Source organism: Acinetobacter piscicola (assembly GCF_015218165.1).
Taxonomy (GTDB): domain Bacteria; phylum Pseudomonadota; class Gammaproteobacteria; order Pseudomonadales; family Moraxellaceae; genus Acinetobacter; species Acinetobacter piscicola_A.
The window spans coordinates 456,511-470,947 of record NZ_CP048659.1; the positions used below are offsets into that span (position 1 = coordinate 456,511).

The window sequence follows — 14,437 nt, forward strand, 5'->3', positions numbered from 1 at the left end:
TTTCCAAATAATGCAGTAAAAATGCCATAGTATGATGCAGTTGTATAGTGGCGAATGTTTATGTTTTTGTGCATAAACAGAACAATAAGTAGCAAAATGGTTGAGGGATTATGGCAATTCATGTTATTCAAAGCCAATCAATAGAGGTCTTGGTTCAGGGGGGGGTAAAAAGCACCCATGTTGTCTCAAATGACCCTTTTTCTGTCCTAAAGCCACAACATTTTATTGTTCCTAGTCCTGCAATTGAAGAATGGCTGAGCCAAAAAATGGCAGAACAGCAAGGCATGAGTGCCAATACCATCTTTCATCAGCGTATTCGTGGCTTTCAGTGGTTTGCATATCAGCAAGTTTTGGAGGATAAAGATAAAGTCCGTAAAGCCAATATTCCCCGTTTGATTATGAAGTGGCGTATTTATCAAACTTTAAAAGGCTTTATTGTTGCCGAGGACAATACACTTGCAGAAGATCATCCATTATTTGGTATTATTCAGCGGATTTATGATGCAGCTGCACAGCTGGACCATGGTTTGGAAAAACAACTGAAAAAACAAAGCATGTTGTATTGGACTGCAGAACAAGTCTCGAAATTGTTCAGTAACTATATGCAATATCGAGGGGATTGTCAGCGAGGCTGCGGTGAGTTATGTCATTGTCCAAGCAATTGGTTAGGGCAATGGGGACGTGGTCAGGAACTTGATTTAGAACAACAATTTTTTAAGACTCAGCAACAAGTTTCGGCTTTTACGTTAAATCAAGCCCAAGAGTTGGAACATTGGCAGCGCTGGTTGTGGCAACATACCTTTCATGAAGACTTTGTTGAAATGCAAGGGATTGATGCGGATTTTTGGCAAGTTATGGATGATCCCGCGAAACGACCACAAGCCCTGAAAAAATTACCTGACCAGTTGATTGTGTTTACCTTATTGGACTTACCACCCAGTCAGTTGCAGTTTTTAAGACGTTTGGGGCAATATGTGGATGTGGTGATTTTGCACTACAACCCCTCACAAGAATATTGGGCAGACAGTGTCGATCCGAATTGGAAAAAACAATACGATTTACGGGTGAAAGAACGTTTTATTGCCAAATATCCCAAAGCCACAGATGCCGATATTCAAAAGTTTTTTGATGAATTTACGTTAAATTTTAATGCTGAAATTCGTGAGTCTCGTCATCCCTTGCTGACTCGTTTTGGTAAGCAAGCGCGTGACCATTTCTCGATTCTTTCCAATTTGTCTTCAGGTGAAGAAGGACAGTGGATTGATGCATTTGTCGATGAAGAACCGAAAAATTTACTGACCAAATTACAGTCCGATATTTTGTATTTGGTTGAACCTGAACCACATGCTTATCCGATTGCTAAAGAGGATGATTCGATTCAAATTCATGTTTGTCATTCGGCATTGCGTCAGTTGGAAGTATTGAAAGATCAACTCATCCATTGGTTAGCGCAGGGCACAGCGGACAATCCACATCGTCCAAGTGATATTTTGGTGTTAGCACCGGATTTAAAACAAATTGAACCACTGGTTCGCAGTATTTTTCCGCATATTCCCAACCAAGATAGTGTTTATTTACCTGTCAAAATTGCAGGGGTTACACAGCTTGATGCAGTCAATGCATGGCGAGCAGTGTTGGGGCGGATTCAGTTGGTACAAGGGCGTTTCAGTGTTGAAGATTTCGCGGATTGGCTGAGTTTGAATGCCACCCAATTGCGTTATGGCTTGGACATTTCCAATACTGAACGTATGGTTGCGTTATTGATCAATGCAGGCTTTAAACGTGGTTTGGATGCAGTACATTTACAGCGTACTTTAAGTGCTGACGATACCGATTATCGCTTTAGTTTTAAATATGCGCTAGATCGTTTGGCATTGGGTGTTGCCATTCCTGAACATACCATTTTTTCTCATCCACAGGGCGATACATTAAGTTATGCGCAAGTATTGCCGAGTGATTTTGAACTGATTGCGACCTTGATCGAGATTTATCAGGATTTTGCCGCGCGCCGTGAGTGGATGATTGCACATGAAACGTCTACTTTATCTCAGCAAAAAATCCATGTTGAATCATGGTTAAAACGTTTGATGCAAGACATTGTTGAGTTTGAGCAATGTGGGGTTGAGGCTTTAAAATCGGTGCGTGAAATTGTCAAAAAACAAGAACGTATGCTGACTTTGGCAAATTATTATGATCAGCGTAATGCACCACAGCATGATGCGCAAGATATAGCAGTGCTGCGTAATATCGATCTACCTTTGCCTTATTTGTTGCATGAAATTCAAAATGTGTTGGAAGGACAATTTGATCAGGCTTTACCGACAGGACAGGTTACTTTTAGCCAAATTGGGCAAATTCGACCATTACCTTATAAATTGATTGTGATGTTGAATTTGGATAGTGGCAAATTTCCAAATCGAAATACTCATTTACCTTTTGATTTAATGGAAATTTTAAAACCACAATTGGGTGATCGTTCACGTTTGGATGATGATCAAGGTGCATTTTTAGATGCTTTATTGCTTGCGCAGGAAAATCTGTGGTTATTTTACAATGGCTTTGACGTCAGTGATGGTGAAGTACGTGATCCATCGAGCGTATTACAAGAATTGATCAATCATATCGCATTGATTGCACAATCGCCTGACGATATGAGGCATGATCCATCTGACAAACCATCCCTTGAGCGTGCTGATCGGATGATTGAAAAAGAAGGTATTGAAATTCCTGAACAAATTCAGTCTTTATATCATGTGCATCGCTTACAACCATTTGATCCAAGTGGTTTTACCTCTACAGATCAGTTACGTTATCAAGATCAATGGTTTGCAGTGGCACAAAAAATTCAGCAAACGACAAATTTGTCACCGCGAGAAGCTTGGGTGAATACACCTTATCCTATGGTGCAAGAAAACATCACGGTGTTGGATGCAGCACAATGGATTCAGGATGTGACGTTTCCTGCACGGTTATATCTGAAAACTTTGGGTGTGGAAAATCTACGCGCGGAAGATATCCCTGCATTAAATGAACCCTTGGTGCTTGATGGTTTGGCAAAATATCAAATTCAACATTTTCTACAAAAACAAAATGCAGTGCATGCAGACCATGCTGATTGTGAATCAAATTTAATGGCTGATATTGGATTATTACAAGATCAATTGCCGATTGGTAAAGTGCAATACAGTGCATGGCAAATGAGTTTGGTTGAACAGGAGCGTTTAAAAGAACGTTTGCATCTGTATGCAGCTGAAGTAACAGCGACTACGCAACGGCAATGGCGTCTTGAAAATAATGTGGTGATGAATATCACGGTGCCGAAACAACATGCTGGGCATTGGATCAGTTTGGATGCTGCAAGTGCACGGGGTACACGGCGTACCAAAGTATGGCTTGAATATTTGCTATGGCTGAGCTATTTAAATTTAGCAGGTGAACAAGCACAGGGTTTACAACGTATTGCAATATTTAGTGATGCCACCATTGTCAACACAGGCTTAACTTCGGCGCAAGCTAAGGCGCATTTATTGGCATGGTTTAAAGCCTATGTTTATGGTCAGGCTGAACCTTTGGTTTTACCTGCTGAATTATTGATGACGAAGAAAGCAAATAGCCAAGATTTATTGGTGATGAATGCAGAGAAGGAAGTGGAATGGACTCAGAATGAAGCAGGGCAATGGGTGTTGAATAGCATTGATGCTGTATTAAAAGAATGGAATAAAAGCGATGCGTTCCTGACGTATAGTTTGGATCGAACAGAGTCGAGTAAAAAACACAGAGACTGGCAGTTTATTTTACAGGAACAAGACGCAACAGCTTTGCTGCAACATGCTTGTGATCTGTTTGCCTACGACTTATATCAACCGATTTATCAACATCAAAAAGTTGCAGAGGAATAATCATGACTGAGCACACTTCTGCCAACACTGTTGTTCATCAGAGTTTTATAAAGACCAGTATGCTGAATAAAAAGATTTCGAATGAACCAATTGCAGATTTGCATTTTTCAGGTTTGCATTGGATTGAAGCATCAGCAGGGACAGGGAAAACCTATACCTTATCGAGTCTAATGGTGCGGATTTTTCTTGAAAAATATCTTCCTCGCCAAGTGATTGCGACGACATTTACCCGTAAAGCGGCAGCGGAGTTAAAGAGTCGTATTCGTGCGCGTTTACAGGAAACGTATCGTTATTTTGATGCTTGTCGTGACTTGAGCGAACAAGAAATATTGCTTAAAGCACAAAAGGAAAAAGATCCATTATTTGCCAAATTATTACTGACTTTTGCGACACAAGTTGCCTATGCTTGTGAGCGTTTGAAATTGGTTATTGATCAGTTAGATGAATTATTTGTGGGGACATTGGACAGTTTTAGTCAAAAGTTATTGCGTGAATTTGCCTTTGAAAGTGGCAAGATTGAACGGGCTGAAATTACCGATGATGCAAAAAGTTATAGTCATCAACTCATTCACGATGTGCTACGAGAATGGATTCAAGCACAACCACAAGAAGTGGTGGATTATTTAGTCTTCAATAAAAAGCTAAAATCTCAAGATGGCTACATTGATCTTGTCGATAAAACGCTTAATTTTAGCAATGCAAAAATATTGCAATCTCAAGATGTTAATATTGATTTTAATCAGTTAAAACAAGCTGTTGCTGATTTGGTCGCAGTGGATTTGAGTACTATTCCGAAGCTTTCACCTTATTATGAGTTAGAGAGTATTTCAGCGGATAAGTTCCTTAAACCTTGGAGCGAGCCAGGTGTGATGAAGTCTTTATTGTTTAACGACTTGCCCCTCTTGATCGAAAAACTCAAAGAAAACGGTTATGCGGTACTTTTTGATGAAAAATACAGTCAAACCCTCAGTCTTTTAGAAAAATTAACCCAAAAAACGTTAAGTACTGCAAAAACCAAAAAAATTCCACAGCAAGTGTATGATGATTTTAATTTTCATCCTGTCATTCGTGCATTCACTATTTTTTTTGAAATTTATCATGCATTTAAAGGTGCTTTAACCAAAGTAGAAGAACAGTTAAATATCCATTTGGTTCAGGAAGTTAAAAAACGCTTACCACAAGTTTTACAACAAAAAGGTGAAACTACCTTTGCACAGCAAATTCGGACACTGGCTGAAGCGTTGCAAGGTGAGCAGGGACAACGTTTTGCGACTTTTGTACATGCACGTTATCCCTTAATTTTAGTGGATGAATTTCAAGACACCAACCAAGATCAGGATGATATGTTGGCACAAATTTGGCGCCATCCCAGTCGTGTCAAACAAGGCTGTATGATCATGGTCGGTGACCGTAAACAGGCTATTTATGGTTTCCGTGGTGGTGATATGTTGACGTTCTTAAAGGCACATCAAGATGTCTTTGGTAAAGACGGGCATGAATATAACCTGATTTATAACCATCGTTCGGTCAAACCCTTAGTTGAAACAGTAGATGCCTTATTTCAACGACAAATGGATTTTGGAGAACAGGTGATTTACCCACCTGTGCAAGCGGGTAGTCGTCCGCATCCTGCACTTATGCAAGGGGAAAGTGAAAATTTACAGCCTTTACGCTGGCTACAATTGGAAAAGCCTGAACAAGAAGCAGAGCAAGTGGCTTGGAAGATTCGAGATTTACTCAATCAAAGTATTCAAGGGACATTATATTTTCAGGAAAAAGGACAACAACGCCCTTTAGATGAAAGCGATATTGCAATTTTAGCACCGAGCAAAAGTGACTTAGATGCAGCGCAAAACGCATTGCAGTTTTATGGCATTTTATGCAATAGAGAATCTAAACAGAGCGTATTTGACAGTCAAATCGCCCGTGATGTTGGGGCTGTATTGACAGCGATTATGCACCCTTATGACGAGGCGAAAGTAAAACGTGCTTTGCTGAGTCGTTTATTGGGTTTTCAATTGTCTGATTTGATTAAATTGGAACAACATGCTGATGGCTTGAGTCAATATATTGAACAGTTCGATTTAATTCGTGAAATGTGGCTGAATCAAGGCTTTTTAACAGCATGGCAATATACGCTGCATCAATTTTCCGTCTGGACGAAATTAGTCGCAACACGCAGCCGTGATAATGAACGTGTGGTGGTCAATTTACGTCATTTGACTGAGCTGCTGAGTCAACATAGTGAGGAATATCAAGGTGCACAAAATCTTTATCATTGGTATTTAAAACAACTGACTTCACCAATGGAGCGAGAATGGGAGTTAGAACGTAAATTGTCCAATGCAGCAGGGATCAGGTTGATGACCATTCATGCTTCTAAAGGTTTAGAGTTTAATGTGGTCTTTTTATTGGGTGCAGACAAAGCCCTCAATAGTGATAATTCTTTGATTTTTACCCATACTGAACAATTGAATCACGACAATCATCAAATTGAAAAACATCGAGTCATTTCTTTAAATACCGAAGATAAAGATGACAAAAGCTTAGCAAAACAACATCATAAAGAGCGCGCTTTAGCTGAACATCACCGTTTATGGTATGTCGCACTGACGCGGGCAAGTCACCGTGTCTATGCCGTGATGCGTAATGATCTTGATCAATATGATAAAAAGGGCAAATTAAAAACCAAATCGACCACAGGACTTGCGTTTTGGCGTGGGCATCCTGCTGCAGCTTTTGAACATTGCGGCAGTGTTGTTGAACCCTTACTGACAGAATGTCCACCACGTTTAAAAAAGATCAAAACAGAGATTCAGCCTGTCATTGTTGCCCAAGCTTTTCCAAGTCAACGTTTTTATCCACGAGGAAAAACCAGTTTCAGTGCTTTGGCTCAGCATTCAGTACGACAAAAAGCGCAGGATCATTTGGCAGTGTTTGAACATGGGCAAGACCGTGCTGCGGATGAAGTGCAATCTGAAAAAGCAAATTTTGGATGGCAAAACAATCCAGCCAATCCATCACAGCCAGTGCAACCCATTGCATGGATCAAAGCTAATTTTCCCAAAGGTACAGTCGCAGGGAATTTCTTACATGAAATTTTTGAGCATATCGATTTTCAGAACCGACAATTTTGGCATTTAGAAATTCACCGCCGTTTTAAAAATGACTATGCAGGATTATGGGCGGAGCTGATTGAAAAATATCAACAGGCATTTCCGAGTGAAGCGTTGCAACAGCAGCATGAAGATACCCTCATTCAATGGGTTATGGCATGGTTACAGGATGTTTTGAATACGCCCCTATTGGATCATTTTTGTTTAGGACAATTGCAAGCACATGAACATTTAGCGGAGTTTCCATTTTATTTGGCACTGTCAGATCGGGTCTTGGCCATTCAACGTATTTATGACTTATTTGATGAATATAAAGATACACAAAAGATTCAAATGCCTGAATTTAATCGTGCAAATTCAGCACGATATTTGAATGGTTCAATCGACCTTGTATTTTTTGATGGTCAGCGTTATCACATTGCCGATTATAAAAGTAATTTTTTAGGTACAGACCAACAGCACTATAACGCTGATGCTATTCAAAATAGTATGAGTTCCGCAAGTTATTGGTTACAAGCGGCATTGTATCTGGTGGCCTTACATCGTTACTTAAGCATTAAACTTGAGCATTATCAGATTGATCAACATTTAGGTGGCGCAAGTTATTTATACCTACGTGGCATGAATGGTGAAGTTGGGCAAGGGTACTATTATTGGCGACCTGATTCAGAATTTATTCTTAGGCTTGACGCGATATTGGGTTATTTTGCTGAGGATAAACTTGGCAATATTGCATGAATATTTAGATGAATTTCTGTATAAACAATGAACTATGTTGTGGATAAATTTGTTGAAAACTCTGTAGATAACTCTGAGGATAACTGTGTGGAAAATAGTCAAAATTTAGAAAATGAATTACCTCAATGGGTTAGCAACTGGACAAATTATTTGTTACAACAGTATTTAAATAATGAGAAATTACATGAAGATTCATTTAAAATCATCAGTGAAATCTTAATGACTTCTTTACAAGGAGACAGTTGTCTAAAACGCGAGAGGCAAAATGTAGACAACCTCACACCACTATTTATAGATGAAAATGAAATTCATGATAAAAATCAGCAACAACAGCGTGTTGCACCTTTTGTATTTGATGATGAATATCTGTATTTGTACCGTTATTGGCAACTTGAAAAGCGTTTAGCGCAGCAAGTGATTCGCTTAAAACAGCAACATATTGAGCAGATTTCAACGCAAGATTTTGATCATTTATTGAGTGATTTACATCAAAAAAATGCGTTAAATATGGTTTCGCAAAATGCATTTAATATTATTACGGGTGGCCCGGGGACAGGTAAAACTTACACACTGGCACGTATTATTGCTGTTTTACATCAGGCCTTGCCCAATATTCGCATTGCAATGGCAGCCCCTACAGGAAAAGCGGCACAGCGTATGGGCGAAGCCTTACAAAAATCTTTGAGTGACCCAAAACTACAAGGGTTTGGGTTGAGTTTAGACGTGTTTAAGCCTGTCACCATTCATCGATTATTGGGGTTGGGCAATCAACATATGCCACGTTTTCATTTAACGCAGCCTTTACCTTATGATGTGATTGTGGTTGATGAAGCATCTATGTTGGATTTAAATCTCGCAACAATGCTCTTTGAAGCCGTACCTGAAAATTGTCGTTTGATTTTATTGGGAGATGCTAATCAATTAGCTTCTGTCGATGTTGGCTCAGTCTTGGCGGATTTACAACGTGTTCCGATGTTACAAGACAATCGGGTAAATTTAGTGACCACACACCGTTTTAAACAAGATGCAGCCATTGGAAAATTTGCGCATTTTATTCAACAAAGTCACCTTGTAGAACACTCTCAATCACAACTTTTACAAGATTTTGAGCAGCATATTGTGACTCAAAAGCCGATACAAAAAATTGAACTCAGCGCACAGATGCGTGATGTGGTGCAATTGGAATACTTACCTGAACAGATTCCCCATGATTTATATAGGACGTATTACCAAAAGTTAGTACTTGGTTTTCAAGATTATTTTAATAGTTTAAAGGCATATTTAGAGGATATTGAATCACCTCAACAAATAGAAAAAGTAATTCAAGCTTTTGATCAGTATCGCATTTTAACTGCAGTTCGCCATGGTGGTCTTGGTTTGAAAGCCATTAATGCTGAAATGGAAAATACCTTATTGTCTACCATTCCACAGATTTATAGACAAGGGGACTGGTATGTGGGCCGACCTGTGATGATGGATTACAATGATTATCAATTGGGCTTATCGAATGGTGATATTGGGATCTGCTTTAAACATCGTCAGGACCTGGAGCAGTTTGAAGTGTATTTCCCAAGTTTAGATAAATGGATTGTGGCTTCACGTTTACCAAAATCAATTCAAACAGCATTTGCTTTAACCATTCATAAATCACAAGGTTCTGAGTTTCAGCATACGATGGTCATTTTGGATGCCGCAGCACAAAAAACGTTAAGTCAAGAATTGCTTTATACCGCCATTACCCGTGCAAAATCAGTAGTCAGCTTATTAGTCGAGGCAGGTGCTTTTCATCAAGCATTAACTGTAGCAACACAAAGACAGAGTGGGTTGATTAAAAAAATTAAAAATTTGTATTAATTATTAATCTTAATTAAATAATGTTGGTTTTGTAAGAAATTGCTTACACTAATTCAAGAGATTGACGCATAGAGCTAGATCAAAGTTTTTGAGATGATGGTTACATAAAGAAGCTTGGTAAGGAACACTAAGCAAAATTGCACAATAACAATAATTTAAAGTCGAGAGACTGCGAACTTACATGATGTAAGTATAAAAGAGGAAACTTACAGCCGCTAAGCCTTGTAGTTTTGGGAGAGACTACAGGGCTTTTTTATATCTTCTGTATTTACAATAATGTTATAAAACATACACAATGTACGTTATATCTTACAAAAATATAAGATAAATGCGACTTTCATCATATTTTTGATTGTGGCATTATATGTACATAAGGAAATATATAAACAAAAGGACTCACTATATAGTTATAAGTGAAATGAGATCACTATAAAAATAAATAAAAAAACAAGAAAGACAAAATAAGAAACTACAGCGCAAAAAAAGCCCTTAGAGTAATCTAAGGGCTTTTTCTTAATTGAAGTTTAAATCATTTAGATGTAATGAATAAGCTCTCATATTTTTTCAATAAAATATTCACATGAATTTGTACTTTAGACCTGATCCGTTTCTGTTGCATCTGTCCCAAACAAACCACGGCGTTGTTCTTTGCGAATTTTTGGGCATTGTGTAGAAACTTGAAACAGTACATTAGCAAGCGCCGCCAAATGAGTACCCACCACAGATTTGCCAGTATTTAAAATACTGACACTAATGTCACGTTCAGGGTCTGCCCAGCATAAGATATTTGAAAAACCGAGGTGTCCAAATGCTTGTCCAGTATGTGGCCCAAAAATTCCCACAGGATTACTGCCTAGCATAGGACCGAGTGCATAGCGCATGGGAGCTAAAATCGTACGATCAATGGTTGTCGTGGATGTCGGTAGCGTGGCACGGAAAACTGTGCGTGGGCTCATGATCTGTTTACCACGATATTGTCCGCCATTGAGTAGCATTTCAAAAAAACGATTGGCTTGCTCGGCATTGGTATAAATATTGCCAGCAGGACAAACAGTGTCCATAAAACGATGATCATTGGTGACATTCACCGCTAATTCTAAACCGCCACCTAAAACATGATTCAAATATAAGTCAGTTCCAAATTTTGGATGGATACCTGTTGCACTATTGAGGGCAACTTGATCACGAAATTCTGGTTTTAAGCCATAATTGAAAAAGGGCATATCCATCGGTTTTTCAATTTTCTCATGTAAAAATTGTCGAATATCTTGTCCTGTTACTCGTTCAATCAGCTCACCTAAAATATAGCCAGCGGTCACGGCATGATAAGCAAGGTGTGCACCTGCTGGTGAAATCGGTTTCGATGCATAGAGCTGTTGTAAAATTTTTTCTTTATCAAAGAGTAACTCAGGAGTGACCTCGGCTTCTACTCGAGGAATACCACCACGATGTGATAATAAGTGAAAAATAGTGGCACGGCGTTTGCCATTTTGAGCGTATTCGGGAATATAGTAACTAATCGGATCAAGTAAATTGATTTCACCTGTTTCATCTAACATATGAATCAACATTGCTGTGATCATTTTCGATGCTGAAAATAGGCAGATTGGTGTGTCTGGTGTGGCAATGATGGCATTTTCAGCCAAACCTTGAGCTGTGCTGCCTTGTGCGTAACCAATGCTGCGATTGAGCATGACTTGTCCATTACGTCGAAGGCATATACTGATCAAGGGGTGATTACCTGTTTTATAAAGGGATTCAATACTTGACCAAATTTTATCGACTTGCTTTTCGGTCATACCACCGAGTTCGGCTGAGACCTCATGTTTGGACTGTATAATTTGGCCTAAATCTTTGGGTACATAACAGGTGTTGGTTGAAAATGTTTTCACGACTGGATCCATTTTATTTTTCTAAGGTTTAGTCTGCCTTTGTGTGCCATTATTGTCAGTGTCCGAACTGCCTTAACCTTGTCATAAATGTGCAAAGAGAACGTGATAAAACTGAAATATCCTGACGATAATTTTGCAATCTCAGGGCAGTTCCTTTAAAATAGTCGACTGCTGTAGTGATGCACGGCAGTCAAATTTAATTTTTAATATTAAATTGATTTTTATCAAATACTTATTTAAGCATCTCGGAGAAATCGAATGGCTTTAACAAACGCAGATCGCGCAGAAATCATTGCAAAATTCGCTCGTGCAGAAAATGACACTGGTTCACCTGAAGTACAAGTTGCTTTATTGACTGCTCAAATCAATGATTTACAAGGTCACTTCAAAGATCACAAACACGATCATCACAGCCGTCGTGGTTTGATCCGTATGGTTAACCAACGTCGTAAACTTCTTGACTACCTTAAAGGTAAAGATACTACACGTTACAGCGATTTGATTGCTGCTTTAGGTTTACGTCGTTAATTCGATTTAAACTTTTATTTTCGGATTATTGCATGATCAATGCTGTATTGCTGAAAACTAAAGTCTGTCTAGGTTTGGCTAGATAATGGAAGGGGCGAATATTCGCTCCTTCTTCGTGTCTAAAACGTAAGTTTTATAAAATGATTGTCTAGTGAGGTCGGCTTCTAAGCTTTGTCATTTGCCAGCTGTTGAGGTGGTGTGAATGCCAAACCTTAGGGGTCTCCACTAGAATAACTGTTCAAAAGAACTAGGAAACAAAAATACATGTCAATGTTTAATATCGTTCGTAAAGAATTTCAATATGGTCAGTACAATGTTGTACTTGAAACGGGTCGTGTTGCGCGTCAAGCAAATACTGTTGTCATTACTATGGGGGGCGTAACCGTTTTAGTTGCTGTTGTTGCTCAACCGACTGCAAAAGCAGGTCAAGACTTCTTCCCACTTACAGTAAACTACCAAGAAAAACAATATGCTGCGGGTCGTATCCCGGGCGGTTATGGTAAGCGTGAAGGTCGTGCTTCAGAAGCTGAAACTTTAATCTCTCGTTTGATTGACCGTCCAATTCGTCCATTGTTTCCAGAAGGTTACTATAACGAAATTCAAGTGACTGCAACTGTAGTGTCTTCTGACAAATCTATGGAAGCTGACATTGCTGCAATGTTAGGTACTTCTGCTGCACTTGCCATTGCAGGTACTCCTTTCCGTGGTCCAATTGGTGCGGCACGTGTTGGTTTAATCAACGGTGAATATGTTCTTAACCCGAACTTTGAACAACAAGCTCAATCTGATTTAGATTTAGTGGTTGCGGGTACTGAATCTGCAGTACTCATGGTTGAATCTGAAGCGAAAGAACTTTCAGAAGACCAAATGCTTGGCGCAGTACTTTTCGGTCATGACGAAATGCAAATCGCGATCCAAGCGATTAAAGAATTTGCAGCTGCTGCGGGTGCGAAAGAGTCTGACTGGGTTGCTCCAGCGAAAAACGAAGACCTTCGTGCGAAATTAAAAGAATCTTTTGAAGCGAAAATCTCAGAAGCCTACACCATTGCAGTGAAACAAGACCGTTATGCTGCACTTGATGCACTTCATGCTGAAGCAGTAGCTCAGTTCGTTCCAGAAAACGACGAAACTGGCATTGCAGATGAATTAAACGAATTATTCGAAGATCTTAAATATCGTACAGTACGTGACAATATCTTGTCTGGTAAGCCACGTATCGATGGTCGTGATACGAAAACTGTTCGTGCATTAGACGTACAAGTAGGCGTGTTAGATCGTGCACACGGTTCTGCATTATTTACTCGTGGTGAAACTCAAGCATTAGTGACAACGACATTAGGTAATACACGTGATGCGTTGATGGTCGATACCCTTGCAGGTACGAAAACTGATAACTTCATGCTTCACTACAACTTCCCTGCATACTCTGTAGGTGAAACAGGTCGTGAGTCTGGTCCTAAACGCCGTGAAATCGGTCATGGTCGTTTGGCACGTCGTGGTGTTCAAGCTGTTCTTCCTGCAGCTGACCGCTTCCCGTACGTCATCCGTATCGTATCTGACATCACTGAATCTAACGGTTCATCTTCAATGGCTTCTGTATGTGGTGCTTCATTGTCACTTATGGATGCAGGTGTTCCACTTAAAGCACCAGTTGCGGGTATCGCAATGGGTCTAGTGAAAGAAGGCGAACGTTTTGCCGTTCTTTCTGACATCTTGGGTGACGAAGATCACCTTGGTGACATGGACTTTAAAGTGGCAGGTTCTGCAAACGGTATTACTGCGCTTCAAATGGACATCAAGATCGAAGGTATTACTGAAGAGATCATGGAAGTTGCATTGAATCAAGCGTATGCAGGTCGTATGCACATCCTCAATGCAATGAACCAAGTGATTTCACGTGCGCGTCCTGAAATTTCAATGTTTGCTCCAACATTCCAAGTGATCAACATCAATCCTGATAAAATCCGTGATGTGATCGGTAAAGGTGGTGCAACCATTCGTCAAATCACAGAAGAAACCAAAGCTGCGATTGATATTGAAGACAATGGTACAGTACGTGTATTTGGTGAGTCTAAAGCGGCTGCTCAAGCTGCAATTGCAAAAATCCAAGCACTGACTGCTGAAGTTGAACCAGGTACAATTTATACAGGTAAAGTGATTCGTATCGTTGAATTCGGTGCGTTCGTGAATATCCTTCCAGGTACTGACGGTTTACTTCACATTTCTCAAATTTCAAATGAACGTGTCGCTAATGTGTCAGATGTTCTTGCTGAAGGTCAAGAAATCAAAGTACAAGTTGCTGATGTAGACAATCGTGGTCGTATCAAATTAACAATGAAAGACATTGCACAAGCTTAATGTGTAAGTTGAATAAAAAGTCCGCTTGATGCGGACTTTTTATTTTTTAAAA

The 14,437-nt window shown here is 39.5% G+C and carries 6 protein-coding genes; 5 read left to right on the forward strand and 1 reads right to left on the reverse strand.

Features of this window, described 5'->3' with window-relative positions; translation table 11 throughout:
* Nucleotides 1–110 precede the first annotated feature (110 nt).
* The 3 genes from G0028_RS02160 (at nt 111) to recD (ending at nt 9,607) form a co-directional block, all read left to right on the forward strand.
* Nucleotides 111–3,899: an exodeoxyribonuclease V subunit gamma gene (locus G0028_RS02160; RefSeq protein WP_180047119.1), complete on the forward strand. Its 3,789-nt coding sequence runs from the start codon at nt 111–113 to the stop codon at nt 3,897–3,899.
* Nucleotides 3,900–3,958: 59 nt separating this feature from the next.
* Nucleotides 3,959–7,753 (forward strand): UvrD-helicase domain-containing protein, encoded by a 3,795-nt coding sequence (locus G0028_RS02165; protein WP_180047131.1) that lies wholly within the window; start codon nt 3,959–3,961, stop codon nt 7,751–7,753.
* Nucleotides 7,754–7,840: 87 nt separating this feature from the next.
* Nucleotides 7,841–9,607, forward strand: a complete 1,767-nt coding sequence (gene recD, locus G0028_RS02170) for an exodeoxyribonuclease V subunit alpha (protein ID WP_227554761.1) — start codon at nt 7,841–7,843, stop codon at nt 9,605–9,607.
* Between the two features lie 593 nt (nt 9,608–10,200).
* Here the strand turns inward: recD and G0028_RS02175 are convergent.
* On the reverse strand, nt 10,201–11,499 hold the full coding sequence (locus tag G0028_RS02175) for a serine hydrolase domain-containing protein (protein WP_180047114.1): 1,299 nt from the start codon (nt 11,497–11,499) through the stop codon (nt 10,201–10,203).
* Nucleotides 11,500–11,757: 258 nt separating this feature from the next.
* Here G0028_RS02175 and rpsO point away from each other — a divergent pair, with 258 nt between their 5' ends.
* Nucleotides 11,758–12,027: a 30S ribosomal protein S15 gene (gene rpsO, locus G0028_RS02180; protein ID WP_130074271.1), complete on the forward strand. Its 270-nt coding sequence runs from the start codon at nt 11,758–11,760 to the stop codon at nt 12,025–12,027.
* 270 nt (nt 12,028–12,297) lie between these two features.
* On the forward strand, nt 12,298–14,385 hold the full coding sequence (gene pnp / locus G0028_RS02185; protein ID WP_180047129.1) for a polyribonucleotide nucleotidyltransferase: 2,088 nt from the start codon (nt 12,298–12,300) through the stop codon (nt 14,383–14,385).
* Nucleotides 14,386–14,437: the final 52 nt, after the last annotated feature.